We start from the raw sequence: 25191 nt of genomic DNA on the forward strand, positions 1-25191 counted from the left end.
GAGCCACGCCCGTATTAACGAGCGTGGTTTTTGTTCGTCAATGATTCGTTGCCACTACCGCGTACAGTTCTCCAAATAACCAGCCCGAGCACAAGTGATGGGATCGTGACCAAAAAGCCCGCCACAAAGCCGACTATGCGAGGCTCTGCTATCGTCAAAATCCAACCGCCAAGGAGCATGGATAGACCGATCAGGATGTTTGAAATCGTCGCATCCAAGGCAAATACTCTGCCATGGTAGCTGGGTGCGACATGCCGCATGATCAGCGTATTCAGGCTGGCGTTCCCCATTCCTCCTGCAACGGTGGACAGCGCAAAGAACAGTGCCGTTACATAAATCGTAGGTGAAAAGCTGGTCAAAAGCAGCGCAAAGCCTTCCAAAGCGAAGCTGCTGGCAGCCACTTCGTTAAAGTAGCGCTGAAAGCGCTGAGCAAGCAGTCCCCCGATGATGAAGCCAATTCCGATCGCACCGTACAACAAACCAATTCCCCATTCACCGGCAGTAAACACTTGATAAGCATAGACACTGATCAGGACATTGATGATCCCCCCGCCGATTGGCCACACGGCTTTCAGCAAAAGGATTGCGTAGACAAGCGGTGTGGATGTGATGGCGCGAATCACCTCTCCGTAGGAAGAGACTTTAACCGTCTGCTGCAACTGCACGTTATTAACGGATTGGTCTGGGGAGGAGGGTACCTTCAGTCGAGCCAAAAACAGAGCGGATGCGAAAAAGGAGAGGGCATTGAAAAGAAAAGCGAGATCACTTCCCCACAGTGCTATAAAAATACCGCCGATCAACGAACCGATGGCCATGACGATTCCATAGATACTTTGATCAAGGGCGTTCGCAGTCGCCAATTCCTCAGGGTCAACGATTTTGGGGAGCAGGGAGATTCGTGCCGGATTGTAAAGGGAAGAAAAGGCAACTAACGAAAACGTGCCTGCATAGACGATCCATAAATCTGATTTTTCAGATACAAACAAAAACGAAAGAGCAACGAATCCGCGAACGAGATCACAGGCGACCATCACTTTTTTTCGATCAAAACGGTCTGCCATCAAGCCGCCCAGCGGACCAAAAATCAAGTGAGGCAGCGTACGCAGGGCAAGGGTAATGCCTACAGCGATAGCTGTTCCCGTTATTTCGAGCAGCAGAGCGAGCACAGCAACGCTGTTAAACCAATCACCGATTCCGCTAAGGAAATTGGCGGTTAAAAGACGCCGCAAATTCGGCTTTTTCAAAAGAAACAGGAAGCTCATTACCTAAATTCACCTACCATCAAATTAATCAAATATCTAATTAGATAATATTCAAAGTAACGGGTGGTAGCAAGAGCTTTTTTTATGTGGAAGGAAGTGAAAAGAATATTTGCAATTAACGTAAATAGGGAAGAGGCGTTTGTGCAGTGGCAGATCGTTTCCTGCGTCTGGTATAATGAGCGGAGTGTAACAAAGCGATTTAGGAGGAACTTGGAATGAGAGTGGATGGCCGTGCCCATGATCAATTGCGCCCTGTAACCATTACGCGCAATTACATTAAACACGCAGAAGGATCGTGCCTGATTGAAGTCGGAGACACAAAGGTGATTTGTACGGCGACTTTGGAAGACCGGGTACCGCCTTTTATGCGTGGTGGCGGGAAGGGCTGGATCACAGCCGAGTATTCCATGCTTCCCCGAGCAACAGCGACCCGCAACGCGCGTGAGTCGTCCAAAGGAAAAGTCGGTGGACGAACCATGGAGATTCAGCGTCTGATCGGACGTGCTTTGCGCTCCGTTGTGAGCCTCGAAGCAATGGGTGAACGCACCATTTGGTTGGATTGCGATGTCATTCAGGCAGACGGTGGTACACGGACAGCTTCGATTACCGGAGCTTACGTGGCAATGGTAGACGCGATGCAAAAGCTGGTGGATAGTGGCACCTGGAAACAGCTGCCGCTCAACGACTTCCTGGCAGCGACCTCAGTAGGGGTAGTCGGTGAGGAAGCCGTGCTCGATCTCAACTACAAAGAAGATTCTACAGCGATTGTCGACATGAATGTCGTCATGACGGGAAAAGGAAAGTTTGTCGAGCTGCAAGGAACAGGGGAGGATGCTCCGTTTTCTCCTGAACAGCTACAAGAAATGATTGCCCTTGCAAAAGTCGGCATTGACAACTTGATTAACAGCCAAAAAGAGGCGCTCGCTGATGTTACGCTCTCTTTTGCACAATCAGTAGCGGAGGAAAGTCATGCCTAATCGAAAAAAAGTCGTTCTTGCAACACGTAACCAGGGAAAAGTGAAAGAATTCAACAGGCTGTTCGCAGATGCAGGCTGGGAAGGAATCAGCCTCGCTGAATTTGACGGTGTGCCTGAGGTAGTAGAAGACAAGGACACCTTCGAAGGAAACGCGCTGAAAAAAGCAATCGAAATCTCTACATACCTGAACATGCCTGCCCTCGGAGATGATTCCGGTCTGGAAGTAGATGCGCTGGAAGGACGCCCTGGTGTTTACTCCGCACGCTTCGCTGGGGAAGATGCAACAGACGAGCAGAATTGGCGTAAATTGTTGAAAGAGCTGGAAGAGGTTTCGACACAGGAACGCACAGCTCGCTTCCGTTGTACGTTGGCGTTGGTGATTCCGGGCGAAGAGCCAATCATTGCCACTGGCGCTTGCGAGGGTGTGATCGCACGTGAACCAAAAGGGACAAACGGCTTCGGTTACGATCCGGTATTCTACATCCCATCGATGGACAAAATGATGGCCGAACTCATGCCAGAAGAAAAGAACCAGATCAGCCATCGTGCTCGTGCCATGCAGCAACTGCTTGAAATCATCAAGTAGACAAGAGAGAAAACAGGAGAGTGAGGCGTGATGGGAATTCTCATCATGAGCGATAGCCACGGCTTGGTTCGGGAAGTAAGCCAGGTCGTCAACCGACATCATGTCGAAAAAATTTTGCATTGTGGCGATTTTTGTGTGGACCATAAGCGCGAGCCGTTTTCCAACATGACGCTTGTCCGAGGCAATTGCGATTCGACACAAGAGGTGCCGACCGAGCAAGAGACCAAATGGCGCGACCTTCACATCCTGCAAACGCACGGGCATCTTTATGGCGTGAAAGGCTCTCTTCTGCGCCTTCATTACCGTGCAGAAGAGGTCGGAGCAAACGTAGTCATATTCGGTCACTCCCATGTGCCTGTCTGTGGTGTGGAAAGAGACATCTTGTTTCTGAATCCGGGCAGCTTGCAAATGCCACGCGGCTTTCATGTACCGACATATGCTCTTTTAGAAGAGACAGGAACGAGTCCGACAGAAACTTACATATCAGTGGCGTTTTATGATCATGTAGGCAACCCGGTTTCACAATTGGGAGGGAACTATTCTGTTCGTCGACCAATGAGGTCTTCTTGAAAACTAAAAGATTTGTGCTATACTAGAATGGTTATAATGGCTAGAATATTATCATCCGAGCCTGCGAAGATACCATGGCGCGGCTGGCGATGTTCTGTTGATTCGATTTAGGAGGGGAAGTTTACGTGGCAGCAAATTGGGAAAAGGTAGAGAATAACCAGGGAGTCCTGACGGTTGAAGTAGATGCTACGCAAGTAGACGCAGCATTGGATCAAGCGTTTAAAAAAGTGGTTCAAAAAGTTCAAGTTCCAGGATTCCGCAAAGGAAAAGTACCACGCAAAATGTTCGAATCCCGTTTTGGTGTAGAATCTTTGTACCAAGACGCTCTTGACATTCTGCTTCCAACTGCATACGGACAAGCTGTTCGTGAAGCTGGTGTTGAGCCAGTAGATCGTCCAGAAGTAGACGTAACGCAAATGGAACAAGGGAAAAACCTGATCTTCAAAGCGACTGTAACTGTGAAGCCTGAAGTGAAGCTGGGCGACTACAAAGGTCTGTCCATCGAAGATAAAGACTTCTCTGTAACAGAAGAGAGCGTTGACGCTGAACTGAAGCGCATGCAAGAGCGTCATGCTGAGCTCGTAGCAGTAGAAGAGGGTGCCGCACAAACAGGCGATATCGCTGTAATCGATTTCGAAGGCTTCCAAGACGGAGTAGCTTTTGAAGGCGGTAAAGCGGAAGATTATTCTCTGGAACTGGGTTCCGGTACTTTCATCGCAGGGTTCGAAGAGCAACTGGTTGGCCTGAACATCGGCGAAGAAAAAGAAATTACCGTAACTTTCCCTGAAGAGTACCACTCTCCTAACCTCGCTGGTAAAGAAGCGGTATTCCAAGTGAAGCTGAACAGCCTGAAGCGCAAAAACCTGCCTGCTTTGGATGATGAGTTTGCCAAAGACGTGAGCGAGTTCGACACGCTGGAAGAGCTGAAAGCAGACACCAAGAAAAAACTCGAAGAAAAAACTGCGCAAGAAAAAGATCAATATGTTCGTGAGCAGCTCGTTCTGAAAGCAGCTGAAAACGCTGAGATCGATTTGCCAGCAGTAATGGTTGAGCATGAATTGGATCAAATGGTAAATGAATTTGGTCAACGTCTGCAATACCAAGGCATGACGCTGGAACTGTACTACCAGTTCTCCGGAATGGATGAGAGCCAACTGCGTGATCAATTGCGTGCAGACGCAACATCCCGCGTTCGCACTTCCTTGACTTTGGAAGCAATCGGCAAAGCAGAAAACATCGAAGCAACAGAAGAAGACGTAAACGCAGAGCTGGATAAACTGGCTGGCGTATACGGCCGCCCAGCAGATGAGCTGCGCAAAATCTTCTCCGCACAAGATGGCATGGCTGCTCTGTACCGCGATGTGCAAACTCGCAAAACAGTAGATTTGCTGGTTGCAGAAAGCAAAGTAACAGCATAAGCTTAGAAGAACGCATGATTGGTCAGTGGGCAGGCTAACCCTGAGCGCTGGCTGTCAAGACCACAAGGCACGAGTGTATCGTGCCTTGTTTTTCCACCATTGACTTTTTTCGGCAAAGGAGGAAAATACATAATGCTAATCCCAATGGTCATCGAGCAAACAAGCAGGGGAGAGCGCTCCTACGATATTTACTCGCGCCTCCTGAAAGACCGGATTATTCTCTTGGGCACCGAGATTGATGATGAAATCGCCAATCTGGTTGTTGCTCAACTGCTTTTCTTGCAAGCAGAAGATCCGGACAAAGACATATCGCTATACATAAACTCTCCAGGTGGTTCTGTTACAGCTGGAATGGCCATCTATGACACCATGCAGTACATCAAACCGGATGTGTCCACGATTTGTGTGGGCATGGCTGCCAGCATGGGTGCGTTCCTGTTGGCTGCTGGTGCAAAAGGCAAGCGCTTCGCTCTGCCAAATGCCGAAGTCATGATTCACCAACCGCTCGGCGGTGTGCGTGGGCAAGCAGAAGACATCCGTATTCATGCGGAATGGATTATGAAAACGAAGCGCCAGCTGAATGAGATTTTGTCTGAGCGGACAGGTCAGCCTTATGAACGCGTAGAGCAAGATACAGACCGCGATAATTTCATGAGCGCAGAAGAAGCAAAGGCCTACGGATTGATTGACTCTATTATCGAACGCAAAAACTGACCCGTTGTGAGGTGAAGCGCATGTTTAAGTTTAACGACGACAAAGGCCAACTGAAGTGTTCCTTCTGCGGCAAGTCCCAGGAACAGGTGCGCAAGCTGGTAGCTGGTCCTGGTGTTTACATTTGTGACGAATGTATCGAACTGTGCAATGAAATTGTACAGGAAGAACTGGGCACTGAAGAAGAAATCGATATGAAAGAAATTCCAAAGCCAGTGGAAATTCGCAAAATCTTGGACGACTATGTGATCGGTCAAGATATGGCGAAGAAGTCCTTGTCTGTAGCGGTGTACAACCACTACAAACGGATTAATTCCGGGGCGAAGATCGAGGATGTGGAGCTGCAAAAATCCAACATCATGCTGATCGGGCCGACTGGTAGCGGGAAAACGCTGCTCGCGCAAACGTTGGCGCGCATTCTGAATGTGCCTTTCGCGATTGCGGACGCAACTTCTCTGACAGAAGCAGGCTATGTGGGCGAAGACGTTGAAAACATCTTGCTCAAGCTGATTCAGGCTGCCGACTATGATGTGGAGAAGGCTGAAAAAGGAATCATTTACATCGACGAGATTGATAAGGTAGCCCGCAAATCGGAAAACCCATCCATCACGCGTGATGTGTCTGGTGAAGGCGTTCAGCAAGCGCTTTTGAAAATTTTGGAGGGGACCGTTGCGAGTGTTCCACCACAAGGCGGACGCAAGCATCCTCACCAAGAGTTCATCCAAATCGACACGTCGAACATTTTGTTCATCTGCGGTGGTGCATTTGATGGCGTCGAGCAGATTATCAAGCGTCGTTTGGGTAAAAAAGTCATCGGTTTCGGTGCAGACTTCGGCGATGGCGTAAAAGGCGATCTGAAAGCCGGAGAATACCTAAAATACATTTTGCCGGAAGACCTGCTGAAATTCGGTCTGATTCCGGAGTTCGTCGGTCGTTTGCCAGTGCTGGCTACCTTGGAGCCGCTGGATGAGGAGACGCTCGTGCGTATCCTGACAGAGCCGAAAAACTCTTTGGTGAAACAGTACCAAAAACTGCTGAGTCTCGACGGTGTTGAGCTGGAGTTCGATAACGGTGCGCTGCTGCAAATCGCGAAAGAAGCGATTAAACGCAACACTGGTGCGCGCGGACTGCGTGCGATTATCGAACAAATCATGCTCGATATGATGTATGAGCTTCCTTCCAGAGAAGACGTCAACAAGTGCGTCATTACCGAAGAAACGGTACGCGACAAAGTGAAGCCGCAACTGTTGACCAAAGAGGGACAGGAATTGCACGAAGAAACAGCCTAAGCATCGTCTACACGAACCATCTCGCGATAAGCGAGGTGGTTTTTTTGTTGTTGGTTTACGTCTACGCTTGCGGGGCAATACTACTTGATATCGTTCAAGAGAAGCTTTACATATGCACAAAACGGTCATGAACGTGTTCCTCTCTCTTCGGGGGACAAAAGTTGACCGCAAGCGAAGACGCATGGGAGGGACTGCATATGGACTATACGACATTGGTCATTGCTGTCATTGAAGTGGTTGTTGGTATCGTGATCGGCACCTACTTTTGGAACTTGCTGCGAGCGCAGAGAAACACGAAAACCTCAACCGAAAAGGAATCGCGTAAGGATCTGGATTCCATTCGTAAAATGAGAATGGTTGCGTTGACAGAACCTCTGTCAGAGAGAACAAGACCAGCGACTTTGGAAGAAATTGTAGGACAAGAAGATGGACTTCGTGCGTTGCGTGCCGCCTTGTGTGGTCCCAACCCGCAGCATGTCATTATTTATGGACCACCTGGTGTAGGCAAGACCGCAGCGGCTAGGGTCGTGCTGGAAGAAGCGAAGAAAAATCAGCTATCGCCGTTTTCTTCTGATGCCAAGTTTATTGAAATCGATGCGACGATTGCTCGTTTTGATGAGCGCGGGATTGCGGACCCGTTAATCGGCTCTGTACATGATCCGATCTATCAAGGGGCAGGCTCGCTTGGGCAGGCGGGGATTCCGCAACCAAAGCCAGGTGCAGTGACGAAAGCGCACGGTGGTATGCTTTTTCTTGATGAAATAGGGGAACTTCATCCTATTCAAATGAATAAGTTACTAAAGGTTCTTGAAGACCGCAAAGTCATGCTGGAGAGTGCTTACTACAGCGAGGAAAATAACCAAATTCCTTCGCATATTCATGACGTTTTCAAATACGGTTTGCCCGCCGACTTCCGTCTGGTTGGAGCGACGACGAGGTTGCCAGAAGAACTGCCTGCTGCGCTTCGTTCCCGTTGCCTGGAAATCTTTTTCCGCCCATTGAAGGCTGGGGAAATTGGGAGTATCGTGCGTACAGCTGTTCCTAAAATGAATATGAATATAGAAGACAGCGCTGTTTCCGTGATCGAGCGTTACGCGACCAATGGACGTGAAGCGATCAATACATTGCAAATCGCTGCGGGAATTGCCTTAACGGAAGAACGCCAGGACATCCAGGCTGCCGATGTGGAATGGGTGATGCACAGCAGTCAAAAATCGCCTCGCCCCGAAAAGCAGGTGCATGATGCACCGCAGGTCGGATTGGTCAACGGTCTTGCTGTGTACGGTCCGAACATGGGTAGTGTGATGGAGCTGGAAGTGACTGCTTCACCTACAGCTATTCCGGGTCAAGGTCGAATGGCGATGACAGGAATGGCAGAGGAAGAGGAAATGGGCAGCCGCAACCGGACGATTCGCCGGAAGTCGATGGCAAAAGGCTCGATCGAAAACGTTTTGACTGTATTGAACAGAATGGGCGTCCGTCCGTATGATTATGATCTGCATATCAATTTTCCGGGAGGCATCCCTGTGGATGGGCCTTCTGCGGGCATTACCATTGCCACTGCGATCTACTCGGCGATTGTGAATCAGCCTGTTGATAATTTACTGGCTATGACTGGTGAAGTGAGTATTCATGGGAAGGTAAAGCCAGTTGGGGGTGTAGTCGCAAAGGTGGAGGCTGCTAAACAGGCGGGAGCGACCCGAGTCCTCATTCCCCAGGAAAACTGGCAAAGCATTTTTGCCGACATGAAAGGGATCGAAGTCATTCCGGTGTCTACCGTCTCTGAAGTAATTGAGCTAGCTGTACCGCAAGCTGCCATGCAAGAAGCAGAGGCGACGGGATTTACTTTGCAGATCCCAGCAGAGGATCTCGCTTCCTCTCCGCTATCCCTGTAACAGTCGGGTATGCTCGCGGATTAGACATCGGATTGTGTTTGCGCTACAATGGAAAAAAGCTTCTGCTTGCAAAGAGCCTGAGGCCTTGCCCAGCCTGAAACGAGCTCCACAAAAAATGATTGTGTATGATCTTTTTTGTCTCGTTTTTGGGGCTGGGTGGGCGTTAGAAAAACGGCTTTGAGGGCCGTTTTTGTCTGTTATAAGGCTCTTTGCAAGAGGGTAGATCAACAAGGAGAGGTGCATCCGCTTGGGCGAACGTTCCGGTAAACGAGAATTACCGCTTCTCCCGTTGCGAGGATTGCTTGTTTATCCGACAATGGTACTCCATTTGGACGTTGGACGGGAAAAGTCCATCCGCGCATTGGAGCAAGCCATGGTAGACGATAACAAGATTTTGCTTGCGACACAGGAAGAGGTCCATATAGAAGAGCCAGATGCTGAGCAAATTTACAGTATTGGTACCGTTGCGCGTGTGAAACAAATGCTGAAGCTGCCGAATGGGACAATCCGTGTATTGGTAGAAGGCTTGCAGCGCGCGAAGATCGAGGAGTATCTTCAGCAGGAAGATTATTTCGTCGTGTCGATTACATATTTGCAAGATGAAAAAACAGAGCAAAACGAAGTGGAAGCCTTGATGCGTTCCTTGCTGGGCCACTTTGAGCAGTACATCAAGCTGTCCAAAAAGGTTTCTCCAGAGACGCTAACCTCTGTGCAGGACATTGAGGAACCGGGACGTTTGGCGGATGTGATTGCTTCGCACTTGCCGCTCAAGATGAAGGACAAACAAGAAATTTTGGAGACGACCAACATCAAGGAGCGTCTCGAAATTCTTTTGACCATTTTGAACAACGAGCGCGAGGTACTGGAGCTGGAGCGCAAGATCGGCAACCGCGTGAAGAAACAGATGGAGCGCACGCAAAAGGAATATTATCTGCGTGAGCAAATGAAAGCTATCCAAAAAGAGCTGGGCGACAAGGACGGACGCCAGGGCGAAGTAGATGAGCTGCGTGCTCAGCTCGAAAAGTCCGACGCTCCTGAGCGAATCAAAGCGAAGATCGAGAAGGAGCTCGAGCGTCTGGAAAAGATGCCGGCGACTTCTGCGGAAGGCTCGGTTATCCGCACGTATATCGATACCTTGTTTGCTCTGCCGTGGACGAAGACGACAGAGGACAATCTGGACATTCATCATGCGCAGCAAGTACTCGATGAAGATCATTACGGCCTGGATAAACCGAAGGAGCGCGTTTTGGAGTATTTGGCAGTACAAAAGCTGGTAAACTCCATGCGTGGACCAATCCTTTGTCTGGTAGGTCCTCCGGGTGTCGGAAAAACATCTCTGGCCCGTTCCGTAGCGCGTGCAATCGGGCGTGAATTCGTTCGCATTTCCTTGGGTGGAGTACGCGATGAAGCAGAAATTCGCGGTCACCGCCGCACGTATGTAGGTGCTCTCCCAGGACGAATCATACAAGGAATGAAGCAAGCCGGTACGATTAATCCTGTCTTTTTGCTGGATGAGATCGACAAGCTCGCATCCGATTTCCGCGGAGACCCTGCGTCTGCCCTGCTCGAAGTACTCGATCCAAATCAAAATGATAAATTCAGTGACCACTATATCGAAGAGACCTATGATTTGACGAACGTGATGTTTATTACGACTGCAAACAGTCTCGATACGATTCCACGTCCGCTTTTGGACCGGATGGAAGTCATCTCGATTTCCAGCTATACCGAACTGGAAAAGCTGAACATTTTGCGTGATTACCTCCTGCCGAAGCAAATGCAGGATCACGGTCTGGGCAAAGATAAGCTGAAAATGAACGACGATGCGATGCTGAAGCTCGTTCGTTTGTACACGCGGGAAGCGGGGGTTCGTAACCTCAATCGCGAAGCAGCCAACGTATGCCGCAAAGCTGCCAAGCTGATTGTGGGCGGTGAGAAGAAGCGAGTCGTGGTTACAGCCAAGACGTTGGAGACACTGCTCGGCAAACCGCGCTACCGCTATGGACTGGCGGAGAAAAAAGATCAAGTCGGCTCCGTTACAGGTCTGGCTTGGACACAGGCAGGCGGCGATACGCTGAATGTAGAAGTCAGCATTTTGCCTGGAAAAGGAAAGCTCACCCTGACAGGAAAACTGGGTGACGTCATGAAGGAATCTGCGCAGGCTGCATTCAGCTATATTCGCTCCCGTGCAGATCAGTGGGGAATTGATCCTTCCTTCCACGAGAAGAACGACATCCACATCCACTTTCCAGAAGGGGCGATTCCAAAAGACGGTCCGTCTGCTGGGATTACTATGGCAACCGCACTCGTATCCGCCCTCACGAAAATCCCTGTGAAAAAAGAAGTGGGGATGACCGGGGAGATTACGTTGCGAGGTCGGGTTCTGCCAATTGGCGGGCTGAAAGAAAAATGCATGTCTGCTCACCGTGCAGGTTTAACCACGATCATTTTGCCAAAAGACAACGAGAAGGATATCGAGGATATTCCGGAGAGCGTACGTGGTGAACTGACATTCTATCCAGTTGATCATTTAGATGAAGTGCTGCGTCACGCGCTAACTAAACAGCCAGTAGGTGACAAAGCATGAAAGTAACATCAGCAGAGTTTATTATCAGCGCGGTTGGACCGAAGCAGTATCCGACGGATGGCCTCCATGAGATCGCGCTGGTAGGACGCTCGAACGTAGGAAAATCATCATTGCTCAATAAAATGATGAATCGCAAAGGGCTAGCCCGGATCAGTTCTCGTCCGGGTAAAACCCAGACATTGAACTATTTCCGTGTCAATCAAATGCTCTACTTCGTTGACTTCCCGGGTTATGGGTATGCAAAGGTAGCGAAGACGATCAAGGAACAATGGGGAAAAATGATCGAGGGCTATTTGAAAAACCGGAAAGAGCTTCGTTTCATTATTCAACTGGTTGATATTCGCCATGCTCCGAGTAAAGACGATATTGCGATGTACGACTGGTGCAAGCAAATCGGGATTCCTACCGTAGTCGTAGCGACGAAAGGTGATAAAATCGCTCGCGGGCGTTGGATGCAGCATACGAAGGTCATCCGTCAAAGCCTGAATTTGCGCGGGGATGATACGATCATTGTATTTTCTTCGGAGACAGGTCAGGGCAAGGATGAACTGTGGGCAGAAATCATGCGTCGTATCCGTGCTGGAGAGGAAATGGCTAGGGAGACGGCTGCTATGGATGAAGAGACTGCTCCAGCCAATGAGTAATTCTTAGACCCAATTCGTCGTGGGGAAGGGAGCATCTGAGTGAGCGGGAGTGCTTGCTTTGCTGTACGTGGTGTGATCGAAGGTTTCTATGGAACACCTTGGACACATGAAGAGCGGCTGGATATGATCGACTTTTTGCACCGATATGATTACAACGCGTATTTCTATGCTCCCAAAGATGACGAGTATCTGCGGGAACGCTGGATGGAGCCGTTTCCTGCGAAAGCCAATCAACAGTTAGATGAGCTGATCCAGCGGGCAAAGGCTCATAACATGCAGTTTATTTATTGTCTGGGTCCTGGACTCAGCATGGAATATACGAATCGTCAGCACTTGGAGCTGTTGGGCAGGAAGTATCGGGATTTGTATGATCGTGGTGTGCGTTACTTTGCGCTATTGTTCGATGATATCCCCATGCACCTGTTGCATGACAAGGATGTAGCCGAGTTTGCCCATTTGGCGGAAGCGCATGCCCATACGACGCTTTACGTGTGGGATTTAATACGCAGCTGGGGCGATCCAGTCAAGCTGGTTGTCTGTCCTACGCAATACAATGGGATTGGAAAAGAAGCGTACATTATGTACCTCGGTCAGCATTTGCCGCCAGAAATCGATTTGTTCTGGACGGGACGATTCGTCTGTTCGCCCTATCTGACGGACGGCGATGCGATTCGTTTCCAAGAGTACACGGGTCATCAACCATTTTATTGGGACAACTACCCGGTGAATGATTTGGCCATGGCGAACGAACTACATATCGGTCCATTGCGTCACCGTGACCCTGACCTGTGGCAATACGCGGCAGGATATGTGGCGAATGCGATGTCCAGACCAGAATGCTCGAAGATTCCTTTGATTACGACGGCAGCTTATTTGCGAGATCCGGTCGGCTACGATCCTGATACAGTATGGAAACAAGCGGTCGAGGAAGTAGCGGGACAAAAGGATGCGGATGCTTTCTTCACCTTTGCGGATAACGTGCAAAGCTCGTTTTTATGTGAGGTGGAATCGCCGCGATTGCTGGAAGCGATCCTGACCTTCCGCTTTCATTTTTTGCAGGGAGATCGGCAAAAAGCCATTGCCGATTTGACTGCTCTTTTCCAGAAGATGGAGGCGGCTGCTGACAAGCTGTTGGCAGGGATGACGAATGGGAAGCTTGCAGAAGAAACGAGGCCATGGTTGGAGAAGTTCCATCTGTGGACCAAAGTCGGTCTTTCGGCAGTCGCTCTCATCGATCATGGGACAAGAGGAAGACTTCCACAAGCAGCCTATCACTTGCTCCGGCTCAAACAGTGGCTCAAACGAACGGAGCGTTACCCGCAAGAAGTGTGCGGACCGGTCATGCAACTTTTTGTGGATGCGGTAATGCTAGAGGTTAAGAAGAGCTCATAAAAAAAGTTCCTTTCCCGCAGGGGTGAAGGAACTTTTTTTGCTTTTCGCATCAGGCGGATTCACGCCCGTCATTGGGTTTTCTCTGACGGAAATTCCGCAACCATTCTTGAATCGGCAGTTCTGCGAGAATCATGCCGGTGAAAATCAGGAGACATCCGGTTAACTGTCTTCCACTCAGTACTTCATGAATAAAGACGTAGGAGGTGAGGGCTGCAAATACAGGCTCCAAGGCGAAAATGAGAGCGACCCGCGTCGAGCTGGTTTGCTTTTGCAAGGCTGTCTGCGCGAGAAAGGCCAGTGCCGTGGCGAAAATAGAAGTGACGATCAAACCAAAGGCCACCTCGGGTATGAACAAGATCGCCGGATCAAAAGCACGACTCCAATCCTCAAAGAAAAAGGAGTACAGCCAGCTCATTACACCTACCGTGCCTAATTGCGTAATGGCAAGGGGCAAGGCTGCAAAACGAGGTGCGTATTTGCCTGTAGAGACGATTTGCATGGCGAAGCAGATTGCACCGAAGAATATCAGGGCATCACCAAGGTTAAAGGAGAATGACTGGTTCTGCGTCAGCAAATACAAGCCGAATGCTGCCAGAATCACACCGACGATAGCGAATGGTTTGACACGCTCACGCAAGAGCAAAAATGAGAAGAGCGGCACCAATACGACAGATAAGCCAGTGATAAATCCAGCTTTGGACGGCGATGTATACAAAAGTCCTACGGTCTGAAAGGCGTACCCCAAACAGAGCCAAAAACCGAGAATGACGCCGGCACGAAGCAGTGGCCCTCTCCATTCAGAGGTCTGCCCACGATGACGATTGCGGATGAAATAAATGATCAATAAAAATAACGCAGCAATGGTAAAACGAACAGCGTTAAACGTATTGGGAGGCAGCGATGCGATTGCCTGCTGAACGATCAAAAACGTGGTTCCCCAGATAAAAGCAACGAGGAGCAGCGTTATGTCTGCCATCCATGGTTTTCTCAAAGCTTCTTTCCTCTCCTTTCCGACATTTTCGCAATTTTTCTTCTGCTTCATGTATAGCCGACATCATAAGGTATTCCCGGAAGGAACGCAAGCGGATTATACAGGATATACCCAAAGTGCACTCCGTTAAAAAACTTTTCACAATTACTCCTATCCGATTCGGGACATAATGATATAATAATAGTGCATTTTACATATGCCGCTAACAGGTTTGGTATTCTGGGAGGACATTATGGATATTCTTTTGCTGGGTCTAAACTATAAAACAGCTCCTGTCGAAATTCGCGAAAAGTTTACATTCAGCGACGACGGGACAGCACGCGCTCTTCATCTTCTCTCCCAGACGAAGAGTATCGCAGAATGTATCATCCTGGGGACGTGCAATCGGACGGAAATTTACGTCGTTTGCGATCAGGCGAATATTGGCCGAGACTATACCCGCCGTTTTTTGGCTGAATGGTTCGGCGTGGAGAAAGAACAATTTAAGGATCATCTCTATATAAAAGAGAACGAACAAGCAATCGAGCACTTGTTCCGCGTCTCTTCCGGTCTTGATTCGATGGTAATGGGAGAAACACAAATCCTCGGACAAGTCCGGGATGCGTTCCTGTTGGCGCAGGAGCGTCAAACGACAGGAACTGTCTTCAACACCTTATTCAAGCAAGCGATTACGTTCGCCAAGCGTGCCCATACAGAGACAGCGATTGGACAAAATGCGGTTTCTGTCAGCTACGCTGCTGTCGAACTGGGCAAAAAGATATTCGGTTCCTTCGCAGGGAAGTCTGTTCTGATCGTCGGAGCAGGCAAAATGAGCGAACTGACCGCCAAGCACCTGCACGCAAATGGATCGGAACGCGTCATGGTAGCGAATCGTACATTGGAACGAGCGCAGCTTTTGGCAGAAAAGTTCAAGGGTGACTCCTGTACGATGGAGCAGTTGCCAGAGGCACTGCTCACAGCAGACATCGTCATCAGCTCGACCGGAGCGACAGGTTATGTCCTCGGAAAAAAAGAACTGGCTCCGATCATGAAACAACGGAAGCATCGTCCGTTGTTCATGGTGGATATCGCAGTTCCTCGCGACCTGAATCCAGACTTGCATGATCTTGATAACGTATTTTTATATGATATTGACGATCTGGAAGGAATCGTTGCGAGTAATGTTGCGGAACGTTCTCGTGAAGCGGAACGTCTGGATGTCATGATTCAAGAAGAGATCGTGGCATTCACGACCTGGTACCAGACGCTTGGCGTGGCGCCACTGATCGCTGCACTGCGTGACAAGGCAAACACGATCCAAAGCGAAGCGATGCGAAAAATCGAAAACAAGCTGCCGAATCTGTCTGAGCGGGAGATGCACATCATCCGCAAGACAACCAAGGGCATTGTCAATCAACTGTTGCACGATCCGGTCGTGCGTTTAAAGGAAATGGCAGCGACCAAAGATGGGGAAGAAGTACTGGATATTTTCGAGAAAATGTTTGCGTTGGAGGAGATCCTGGAGCGAAAAGAACAGGAAGCAATCTGGGCTAACGATAAAAATAAACAGACATCTTCTTCTCGGGAACAGGTATTGGCTTCCCGGTTCCCTGACTAAGCTGACCTGACAATCTATCTGCTACTAGAGGTTGTTCAAAAAGTCGTCTTTTGATCACGAAGTAGCTCCGAAAGCTAATTCGACATCGAATATGGCGTTCACCTCCGAAGTCCGGTGCTCATGTAGATTACCTACACTGCGCTCCTCCTTCGTTCGGTTCTCGCCATCTTCTCGGTGCTAAAAAGCCGACTTTTTGAACACGCACTGTTAGAAACCGATTGGGAAAGTGGGGGAGAGAGTGCATGGCCGAGGTGAGATGGATCTACGACTTGACGATCTTTCTCTACGCTGCAAGTGTTCTCTTCTATTTTAACGACTTCTTGCAAAGCAACCGGAAAGTCAATCGTCTGGCTTTCGGGTTGCTTGTTGTCGTTTGGGCCTTGCAAACCGCATTTTTTGTCTCGCAAGCAGTCATGAAGGGGTATTTTCCAGTCATTACGCTGTTTGAGACGCTCTTTTTTTATTCATGGGTGCTGGTAGGCTTGTCGCTTGCCATTCACTATTTTTTTCGGATTGATTTGCTGGTTTTTTTTACTAATATTATCGGGTTCGTCGTGCTCGTCATGTCGATGTTTTTGCCGGAAACGCCGATTGAGGCTGTATCGAGCATTTTGACCTCTGAGCTATTGCTGACGCATGTGACACTGGCCATGTTCAGCTACGGGGCGTTCTCGCTCTCCATGATCTTCTCGGCCATGTACTTGCTTCAGCACAAAATGCTCAAGGGAAGACGGTGGTCGCCGTTGCTCAGGCGTTTGCCAAGCCTCGATCAATTGGAAGGCTACGCGTACCGAATGAACATGCTCGGCGTGCCAATGCTCTTGCTTTCGATTGTATTAGGGATCATTTGGGGTAAAATGGTTTTGCCGGAGAAATTTCTGCTAGATTCTAAAGTAGTGCTCTCCGTGCTCGTCGTTGCGATTTATTCGTTGTGGCTGTACCAACGCTATCGGGATACGATGCAGATGCGCAGACTCGCGCAGTGGAACGTCCTGGCGTTTTTGTTACTGCTTATCAATTTTTTGGGCTTCACTACTTCTACATTTCACGACTGGTGGTAGGAGCTGTTCATCAAGGAGGCTGTCATGGGAAAATGGAAAGTGGGAACGCGTCGCAGCAAATTGGCGCTCACCCAAACGAATTGGGTCGTAGATAAACTGAAGGGGTTCGCACCTGAAGCTGATTTTGAATTGCATGAAATCGTAACAAAAGGCGATCGAATTCTCGATGTGACCTTGTCCAAAGTAGGCGGAAAAGGATTGTTTGTCAAAGAAATCGAGCAATCCTTGTTCGATAAGGAAACCGATTTTGCCGTACACAGCTTGAAGGATATGCCGGCTGAATTGCCAGAGGGCTTGGTAATCGGCGCGATTCCGAAGCGTGTTGATCCTCGGGATGTTCTGCTTTCCAAGGACGGCAAGACGTTGGATGAATTGCCCCAAGGAGCTTTGGTAGGGACCAGTAGCTTGCGCCGTTCTGCACAAATTCTCGCACATCGCCCTGACATTCAGATCGAATCTCTGCGTGGAAATATTGATACGCGCATACGCAAGCTTGCGGAAGGTAATTTTGATGCGATTATCCTTGCTGCGGCTGGACTTGAGCGCGTGAATTTTGAAGGCGAAATCTCGCAGTTCCTGCCTGTTGAAATCAGCTTGCCAGCAGTCGGTCAGGGTGCGCTTGCCATCGAATGCCGTGCAGACGATGAGAAGACACTCGCTCTCTTGAAGCAGTTTGATGACGCACCGACACGCTTGGCGGTAACAGCAGAGCGGAGCTTCCTGCACAAGCTCCAAGGAGGCTGTCAGGTACCGATTGGCGCATACGCGACAGTTGGAGAGAACAATGAAATTACGTTGACCGGAATGGTTGGCTCCCCTGATGGAAAACAAATGTTCAAAAACACGGCGACTGGCCAGGATCCGTTAGCGCTTGGCATTCAAGTGGCGGAAGCTCTTCTGGCGCAAGGAGCGGGAGACGTACTTGCGCAAGTATTGCGGGAGAATGAGCAATGATTGTCCACGGATCGCACAAGCCGCTGACTGGCAAGTGCATCATGGTCACGCGGGCAAGAAGTCAAGTTCGCGAGCTCGTTGAACATATCGAGCGGTTGGGTGGAGAAGCGTATGCATTTCCCCTGTTAAAAATGATGCCGCCGACGGACACTGCCAAGCTCGATGAAGCCATCACCCAGTTGCCAACATACGACTGGGTGGTCTTCACAAGTGTGAATGGTGTACGCTTCTTCTTGGAGCGCATGCGCGAGGTCGGGGTAGGCCTTGAAGCATTCACTGGCAAAATTGCAGCAGTCGGTCCGAAGACGGCCAAGGCACTTGAGCATCACGGGCTCGAAGTAGCTGTCATCCCGTCTGATTACGTGGCGGAGGGCTTGCTGTCGAGCTTGTATGATCAGTTGCTTTCTGGTCAGCGCGTTCTGCTGCCTCGTGCAGATATTGCCCGCAAGGCACTGCCGAAGGAGTTGGCTCGCTTGGGACTTGCTGTGACAGAGGTAGACGTGTATCACACTGTCATCGATGCAGAGCAGGCTCCAGACGCAGCGGAAAAGCTCCAGCAAGGACTCATCGATATCATCTTGTTTACCAGTTCTTCAACGGTGACACATTTCATGGCAGCGATGGAGCTTTATGCATCGTTAGACTGGCTCAAGCATGTTCAGATAGCCTGTATCGGACCAATAACGGCAGACACCGCAAAGCAAAACGGGCTTTCTGTTCATGTGGTAGCGAGTGAGTACACCGTGGAAGGACTACTAGCAGCTATCATAGAGAATCTGGGAGGGAATCGACATGGCACAAACATTTGACCGTCATCGCCGTCTTCGCAAAAGCGCGGCTATGCGCAATCTGGTGCGGGAGAACCACGTACGGGTGGAAGACTTGATTTATCCGTTGTTCGTAGTGGAAGGAACCGGTATTAAGAATGAGATTCCGTCCATGCCAGGCGTGTATCAGCTCTCCTTGGACACGCTGGCCGAAGAAATGAAGGAAATCGTAGCTCTCGGCATTCAGGCTGTTTTGATGTTTGGGGTACCGACGCATAAAGACGCATGCGGAACAGAGGCGTACAATGATGATGCGATTACCCAACAGGCGATGCGTCTGATCAAGGAAGCCCATCCGGAAATGATCGTGATTGCAGATACATGCCTGTGTGAATACACCGATCATGGTCACTGTGGTGTCATTCACGAAGGAGAAGTCGTGAATGACGAAACATTGAAGCTTTTGGGTCAGACCGCTGTTTCCCAAGCAAAAGCTGGAGCAGATATTATTGCACCTTCCAACATGATGGACGGTTTCGTGATTGCAATCCGTGAAGCTTTGGACGAGGCTGGTTTTGAGCACATTCCGATCATGTCCTATGCGGTGAAATACGCTTCTGCCTTCTACGGGCCATTCCGCGATGCGGCAGGCTCTACTCCACAATTCGGTGATCGCAAAAGCTACCAAATGGACGCAGCCAATGCACGAGAAGGTCTGCGCGAGGCAGCTTCCGATGTAAAAGAAGGCGCGGACTTCTTGATCGTGAAGCCAGGTCTTGCCTTCATGGACATGGTTCTTCGTCTGCGTGAGAACTTCAACCTGCCAATCGTGGCTTACAATGTGAGTGCAGAGTATTCCATGGTAAAAGCGGCAGCTTTGAATGGCTGGATCGATGAAGAGCGTATCGTTATGGAAACATTGGTTGGCTTCAAGCGCGCAGGTGCGGATATGATCATTACGTACCATGCAAAAGATGTTGCAAAATGGCTGGCGAGGTGAGCACGAGATGAATAGAGAAAAATCTACTCAGTTATTTGCAGAAGCACAGCATTACATACCAGGCGGAGTTAACAGTCCGGTTCGTGCCTTTAAAAGCGTTGGAGGCAATCCTGTTTACATCGCAAAAGGAGAAGGCTCCCGCATTTTTGATGTCGATGGAAACAGCTATATTGACTACATCGGCTCGTGGGGTCCATTGATCTTGGGTCATGCGCATCCGCGTGTCCTTGCAGCGATTACGGAAGTAGCTGCACTTGGAACCAGCTTCGGCGCACCCACTGAGCGGGAAACCGAAATGGCAAAGCTCGTTTGTGAGATCGTGCCATCTGTGGAAGTGGTGCGCATGGTGAACTCCGGTACAGAGGCGACGATGAGCGCTCTGCGCCTCGCGCGTGGCTATACCAGACGCAACAAAATCATGAAGTTCGAAGGCTGCTACCATGGACATGCCGACAGCCTGTTGATCAAAGCTGGTTCCGGTGTGGCTACACTTGGACTGCCAGACAGCCCAGGGGTACCAGAAGGAACAGCACACAACACGATTACGGTTCCTTACAATGATCTCGAAAGCGTCAAACTGGCATTTGAAACGTTTGGCGATGATCTGGCAGCAGTTATTGTGGAGCCAATCGGTGGCAACATGGGGGTTGTTCCTCCACAACCGGGCTTCCTCGAAGGACTGCGTGAAATTACGGAGAAACATGGGACACTGCTCATTTTCGATGAAGTCATGACTGGCTTCCGTGTAGCATTAGGCGGTGCACAAGAGCTGTACGGCATTACTCCGGATCTGACAACGATGGGGAAAGTCATCGGTGGTGGCTTGCCAGTAGGTGCATACGGTGGCAAACGGGAGATCATGCAGCAAGTGGCTCCAGCAGGACCAATCTATCAGGCAGGTACGCTGTCAGGAAATCCTTTGGCAATGGCTGCTGGCTTGACTACCTTGCAAGAGCTCAGCAAACCAGGCGCTTACGAGCGCTTGGAGAAGATGTCCGCTCGTTTGGCTGAAGGCTTGGCTGATAATGCCAAGAAGCTGGGCATCCCGCACACGCTCAATCGCGTAGGCTCCATGGTTTGCCTGTTCTTCACAGAGACGCCGGTTATCAACTATGAAACAGCGAAAACATCCGATCTGGAGCGTTTCTCGGCGTACTTTAGCTATCTGCTCGAGGAAGGCATCATGATCCCGCCGTCCCAGTTTGAGGGTATGTTCGTTTCCTTGGCTCATACGGATGAAGATATCGAACGGACGATTGAAGCAAGCTACAAAGCGATGAAAAAAGCGTTTGAATAAAGAATCAAAAGAAGAAAGCACTTCCTTGCTGATGCAGGAAGTGCTTTTTTTGATTTTTTGCAGGATTTTTCCACCCCCTGTCAAAATACGAAGGAAAATGCAGATGAGTGAGGTGGAAAGATGGAAGGGACGATTGTTCACGTACCGCAAAAACATCTGATTGGACTTAGCTTCTCCGGTTCTTTTCCGATGCTTGTCGAATACATGCCCAAACTGTGGGAGACTTTTTTGAAGCGTCAGGATGAGATTCCTTTCGTGATTTCACCAGATGTTCGTTACGACATCAGCAACGAGAATCGGACGTACCAAATGTATACCGAGTACATTGTGGTGGAAGTCGAGCGTTTTGAGCAGATCCCTGAGGGCATGGTAGGGTTTACGATTCCTGCGAAGACATACGCTCGCTTTACCCACACAGGACCGATGGAACAGGTCCAAAACACATACCACAGTCTGTTTGGCTGGCTCAACGAGAATGGCCATCAAGTGGACGACCAAGCCCTTCGCATGGAGCGCTACGACCAGCGGTACATTCCCTCTGTGCATCAGTCTGCTTGCGTCGACAATGCGTATGAAATTTTTATCCCGCTTCGGTAAAAAACAAGAAAACAACACCTACTTTGCACGAGCAAGAGGTGTTGTTTTTGATGTCAATCCATTTGCTTGTCCAAGAAGCGTGATAGTTCACCCATGACAGACTGAAGCACTTGAAGAGAATCATCGATGGAGAGATCGACATCGAGGGAGTGCTTGGCGTTTTGCGGGAGATGGAGCTGGATGTTTGGTTTGGATGCGGCAAGCTGATCAACCACACCCTGGTTGTAGTAATGATCGGCAGTGCCTGAGACGAGAAATACCTGTTGGGCAAGAGTCAGCAATTCAGTATGGACCACATCCTCAGTCAGCAATGGCGTCAACAGGATAGCTGATGAACGGGCAAAACGAGATTCCTTGAGCAATTCACATGTAATCGGCACCGTACCGAGTGACTTCCCGAGGAAGAAAACTCGTTCATACTCATGAGCATCCAGCACATGTGAGACAACCATTTGCATCTCTTCGCTGATCCAAGCACTTCGTTTGGCGAATGAGCAATTCCAAAAATCCGTATTGTCTCGTCCATACTCTGCGTGTACATGGACGAGATCGATCTGTTTGCTCAAAAAAATCATGGTAGAATAATACAGATAAGGTCTGTCGAACGAATAGCTGGCTCCGGGAAAGAAAAAACAGACGGAGCGAGATGGCGTCTGATTTGCCTGAATGTGCGTGTACGTCATTTCTCTGCCGTCCCTGACGATCACGGAACCTGTTTTTGGGTATACCATCTACTAGCTGCACCTCTTTCATGTTCTTCGGAACAGGGGTATTTTCCAATCGTAAGGGCTAGTAGCATTTGTTGACAAGAAGTAAACAAACGATAAAGGAGAATGATTCGATGAAAAAGGAAGTCCAACTGAGTAACGGCATCAAAATAGCTTACGTAGAAGAAGGAACGGGGGAGTCGCTTGTTTTGATCCACGGCTTTTGCGGGAGCTCATCTTACTGGCACAAACTAATGCCACTCCTGTCAAAAACGCATCGTGTCATTGCGATCGATTTGCGTGGTCATGGAGATAGCACGGCCCCTGATGAACCGTATTCGATGGAGCGCTTTGCAGACGATCTGTCTTTGTTTGTAGATGAGCTGGGGGTAGCGAAGATTCATCTGTTTGGACATTCGCTCGGTGGCTATGTGACCTTGGCATTTGCCAATCAATACGCGGACAAGCTGGCGAGCTTTGGTTTGATTCATTCGACGCCATATCCGGATGACGACGCTGCAAAGGCCAATCGGGATAAAGGCGCAGACAACATCCGCCAAAATGGAATGGAGCCGTTTATCAAAGCGCTCATACCGAAGCTGTTCGCACCTTCCCATATCGACACGATGAGAGAAGAAGTCCAGCTGGCAAAAGAGATTGGCTTTGCGACAAGCCCGGTTGGAGCTATTCAAACATTAATCGCCATGCGTGATCGAGCGGATCGCAATCATGTGCTGCAAGAAACAACTTTGCCTGTGCTATTAGTCGCAGGATCAGAGGACCAGATCATTCCTGCTGAAAAAACTTTTACAGTAGATAAAAATAACGTCGAGCAAGTGTTGCTGCCCGATGCAGGGCATATGGGCATGGTAGAGGCACCAGAGAAAATGGCAGAAGCCTTCAAGAGCTTTCTAAACAGAAAGTAAACAAATATCACACCATAGTCCTAGCAAATTTTGCTATAATGAAAACGTTATCCTATTTATTTATACATAGACGAGAGGGGAAATTATCATGAAAAAGGCACGTCGGATTACGATGACGGCGTTTGCATCTATCGTATTTGCATCGCTGATGTCTTCCTCAGCATTTGCAGCACCTTTGCATCCCGTACAGCACGTTGACTGGATGGTAAAAAAGGCAATTGTATCAGCGGGTCAAAATGGCGATCTTGCTTTGGATCGTGCCGTGACTCTCGCCGAAGCTACTGTTGTTTTCTCTAAATTGAAAGTGGCAAAAGTGGGAGCTGCCGCTAAAGGTGCTCATTGGTCCACTCCTTACTTCGACTGGGCGAAGAGCCAAGGTGCTCTCACACAAGAAGATTATAAAAACCCTGCGCAAGCGGTAACATCTGCCAAGCTTACACAAATGGCTGACAAACTGGGCTACAAAGTGAAGCTCGAAAACAAGGCGACTGTAACGCGCGGCGAGTTTTTCCAAGCATTGGGTGATGCGGCTACCACGCATGTAACGATTGCACACACCAACGATACACACGGTCATATTCAAGAAGACAAGAACCAAAAAGAATTCGGCTTTGCCAAAATCGCAACCTTGCTCAAGGAATGGCGTGCAGAGAACGAAAACTTCTTGCTCTTGGATGCTGGTGATACCTTCCAAGGTACCGTTTTCGTGAACCAATTCAAAGGCGAATCTGTTGTTCCGATCCTCAACAGCCTTGACTACAACGTAATGGCAACAGGTAACCACGAGTTTGACTTCGGTTATGAGCAATTGCTCAAGCTGCGTGATATGCTCGAGCATCCAGTTATCTCAGCTAACGTATTCAAGTCAGATGGAAAAGAATTGCTGCCGCCTGTTTTCAAAGCAGAGATTGGCGGAAAGAAATTCGCCTTTGTTGGTTTCGTAGCGGAAGATACCCCTGTATTGACTCACCCTGACAACGTAAAAGGGCTGACATTCAAAAACCCGGTAGAAGTGGCGAAAGTACTTGTACCTGAGCTGAAAAAAGAAGTAGATCACGTGATTGTTGTTTCCCATATCGGAGTGAACGTAGACCGTGAAATCGCGAAAAACGTTCCTGGCATTGACCTGATCGTTGGTGGTCACTCCCATACTCCGCTGAAAGAACCTGAACTCGTAAACGGCACATACATCGTACAAGACTGGGAGTACGGCAAGTCACTCGGACGCGCTGACCTCTACTACCTCGGAAAAGAACTGGTAGCATTCAGCGGCGGTTTGAAAGAGTACGATGAAGCAGTTGTGGCTGATCCAGATGTAGATAAGATGGTTAAAGAAATCGTGAGCAAGATCGATACGGTCATGAATGTTGTCATTGCGAAATCCGAAGTACCACTCGACGGTGACCGTGCACTGGTACGTACGAAAGAAACAAACGTCGGTAACCTGATCACAGATATCATGCTGGAGCGCACGCAGTCCATCAAAGGCTATGAGGCAGATGTAGCACTTGCTAACGGCGGAGGCATCCGTACACAGCTGCCAGCAGGCGATATCACGAAAAAAGGTCTGTACACGCTCCTGCCATTCGAGAACAATACACTGGCAGTCGTAGAAGTAACAGGCGAAGAGCTGAAGAAAGCCCTCGAAAACGGCGTGAGCAAGGTAGAAGAGGGAGCAGGACGTTTCCCGCAAGTGAGCGGCATGAGCTTCACGTACAACCCATCCAAGCCAGCAGGCGAGCGCGTAGTAGAAGTAAAAGTTGGCGAAAAGCCGCTTGACCTGACCAAAACATATAAATTGGCTACGATTGACTTCCTGGCAGCAGGTGGAGATGGTTACGAATCTTTGAAAAAGCCATTCTTCAACACAGGCCTGTCCATGTACAGCATTGTGGAGGAAGGCCTGATCAAGCGGAAAACTGTCAATCCAAAAGTAGAAGACCGCATTGTTGAGGTAAAATAA

General features: G+C 49.3%; 22 protein-coding genes. 19 read left to right on the forward strand and 3 right to left on the reverse strand.

What is annotated here, in order from left to right; genetic code table 11:
- Positions 1–14 precede the first annotated feature (14 nt).
- On the reverse strand, positions 15–1262 hold the full coding sequence (locus HP567_RS11970) for an MFS transporter (RefSeq protein ID WP_173608512.1): 1248 nt from the start codon (positions 1260–1262) through the stop codon (positions 15–17).
- Positions 1263–1477: 215 nt separating this feature from the next.
- Here HP567_RS11970 and rph point away from each other — a divergent pair, with 215 nt between their 5' ends.
- From rph to HP567_RS12020, 10 genes are all read left to right on the forward strand, one after another.
- On the forward strand, positions 1478–2239 hold the full coding sequence (gene rph, locus HP567_RS11975) for a ribonuclease PH (protein ID WP_173608511.1): 762 nt from the start codon (positions 1478–1480) through the stop codon (positions 2237–2239).
- A complete protein-coding gene (locus tag HP567_RS11980; RefSeq protein WP_048032069.1) occupies positions 2232–2825 on the forward strand; it encodes an XTP/dITP diphosphatase in 594 nt (197 codons plus the stop codon). Before rph ends, HP567_RS11980 begins: the two co-directional genes overlap by 8 nt.
- A 30-nt stretch (positions 2826–2855) precedes the next feature.
- On the forward strand, positions 2856–3395 hold the full coding sequence (locus HP567_RS11985; RefSeq protein WP_173609121.1) for a metallophosphoesterase family protein: 540 nt from the start codon (positions 2856–2858) through the stop codon (positions 3393–3395).
- Between the two features lie 125 nt (positions 3396–3520).
- Positions 3521–4813: a trigger factor gene (gene tig, locus HP567_RS11990; protein WP_173608510.1), complete on the forward strand. Its 1293-nt coding sequence runs from the start codon at positions 3521–3523 to the stop codon at positions 4811–4813.
- A 132-nt stretch (positions 4814–4945) separates the two neighbouring features.
- Positions 4946–5527, forward strand: coding sequence for an ATP-dependent Clp endopeptidase proteolytic subunit ClpP (clpP, locus tag HP567_RS11995; RefSeq protein ID WP_007722241.1), 582 nt, complete (start codon positions 4946–4948; stop codon positions 5525–5527).
- A gap of 20 nt (positions 5528–5547) precedes the next feature.
- Positions 5548–6813: an ATP-dependent protease ATP-binding subunit ClpX gene (clpX, locus tag HP567_RS12000; RefSeq protein ID WP_012685515.1), complete on the forward strand. Its 1266-nt coding sequence runs from the start codon at positions 5548–5550 to the stop codon at positions 6811–6813.
- A 197-nt stretch (positions 6814–7010) separates the two neighbouring features.
- A complete protein-coding gene (lonB, locus tag HP567_RS12005) occupies positions 7011–8708 on the forward strand; it encodes an ATP-dependent protease LonB (RefSeq protein WP_173608509.1) in 1698 nt (565 codons plus the stop codon).
- A gap of 247 nt (positions 8709–8955) precedes the next feature.
- Positions 8956–11295 (forward strand): endopeptidase La, encoded by a 2340-nt coding sequence (gene lon / locus HP567_RS12010; RefSeq protein WP_173608508.1) that lies wholly within the window; start codon positions 8956–8958, stop codon positions 11293–11295.
- Entirely contained in the window at positions 11292–11939 is a 648-nt protein-coding gene (gene yihA, locus HP567_RS12015) for a ribosome biogenesis GTP-binding protein YihA/YsxC (RefSeq protein WP_173608507.1), read from the forward strand. The genes lon and yihA overlap by 4 nt, the downstream gene beginning before the upstream one ends.
- A gap of 39 nt (positions 11940–11978) precedes the next feature.
- Complete coding sequence (locus HP567_RS12020) at positions 11979–13331, forward strand: protein O-GlcNAcase (RefSeq protein WP_173608506.1); 1353 nt, start codon at positions 11979–11981, stop codon at positions 13329–13331.
- Positions 13332–13380: 49 nt separating this feature from the next.
- Here HP567_RS12020 and HP567_RS12025 read toward each other — a convergent pair whose 3' ends face one another.
- Complete coding sequence (locus tag HP567_RS12025; RefSeq protein ID WP_312027551.1) at positions 13381–14322, reverse strand: DMT family transporter; 942 nt, start codon at positions 14320–14322, stop codon at positions 13381–13383.
- 232 nt (positions 14323–14554) lie between these two features.
- On the opposite strand from HP567_RS12025, the gene hemA reads away from it, so the two are divergent.
- From hemA to HP567_RS12060, 7 genes are all read left to right on the forward strand, one after another.
- Positions 14555–15919, forward strand: a complete 1365-nt coding sequence (gene hemA / locus HP567_RS12030) for a glutamyl-tRNA reductase (RefSeq protein WP_047072881.1) — start codon at positions 14555–14557, stop codon at positions 15917–15919.
- A gap of 242 nt (positions 15920–16161) precedes the next feature.
- On the forward strand, positions 16162–16980 hold the full coding sequence (locus HP567_RS12035; RefSeq protein WP_047072880.1) for a cytochrome C assembly family protein: 819 nt from the start codon (positions 16162–16164) through the stop codon (positions 16978–16980).
- 24 nt (positions 16981–17004) lie between these two features.
- A complete protein-coding gene (gene hemC, locus HP567_RS12040) occupies positions 17005–17934 on the forward strand; it encodes a hydroxymethylbilane synthase (protein ID WP_173608505.1) in 930 nt (309 codons plus the stop codon).
- Complete coding sequence (locus HP567_RS12045; protein ID WP_173608504.1) at positions 17931–18743, forward strand: uroporphyrinogen-III synthase; 813 nt, start codon at positions 17931–17933, stop codon at positions 18741–18743. Before hemC ends, HP567_RS12045 begins: the two co-directional genes overlap by 4 nt.
- A complete protein-coding gene (hemB, locus tag HP567_RS12050) occupies positions 18727–19701 on the forward strand; it encodes a porphobilinogen synthase (protein WP_064200736.1) in 975 nt (324 codons plus the stop codon). The genes HP567_RS12045 and hemB overlap by 17 nt, the downstream gene beginning before the upstream one ends.
- A gap of 7 nt (positions 19702–19708) precedes the next feature.
- Complete coding sequence (gene hemL / locus HP567_RS12055; RefSeq protein WP_173608503.1) at positions 19709–20998, forward strand: glutamate-1-semialdehyde 2,1-aminomutase; 1290 nt, start codon at positions 19709–19711, stop codon at positions 20996–20998.
- 120 nt (positions 20999–21118) lie between these two features.
- Positions 21119–21595, forward strand: coding sequence for a GyrI-like domain-containing protein (locus tag HP567_RS12060; protein ID WP_173608502.1), 477 nt, complete (start codon positions 21119–21121; stop codon positions 21593–21595).
- A 53-nt stretch (positions 21596–21648) separates the two neighbouring features.
- On the opposite strand, the gene HP567_RS12065 is transcribed toward HP567_RS12060, so the two are convergent.
- A complete protein-coding gene (locus HP567_RS12065; RefSeq protein ID WP_173608501.1) occupies positions 21649–22326 on the reverse strand; it encodes an alpha/beta hydrolase in 678 nt (225 codons plus the stop codon).
- Positions 22327–22436: 110 nt separating this feature from the next.
- Here HP567_RS12065 and HP567_RS12070 point away from each other — a divergent pair, with 110 nt between their 5' ends.
- Positions 22437–23228 (forward strand): alpha/beta fold hydrolase, encoded by a 792-nt coding sequence (locus HP567_RS12070; RefSeq protein ID WP_173608500.1) that lies wholly within the window; start codon positions 22437–22439, stop codon positions 23226–23228.
- Positions 23229–23316: 88 nt separating this feature from the next.
- Positions 23317–25191: a bifunctional metallophosphatase/5'-nucleotidase gene (locus HP567_RS12075; RefSeq protein ID WP_173608499.1), complete on the forward strand. Its 1875-nt coding sequence runs from the start codon at positions 23317–23319 to the stop codon at positions 25189–25191.

The organism is Brevibacillus sp. M2.1A, from assembly GCF_013284355.2.
In the GTDB taxonomy this organism is placed as follows: Bacteria; Bacillota; Bacilli; order Brevibacillales; family Brevibacillaceae; genus Brevibacillus.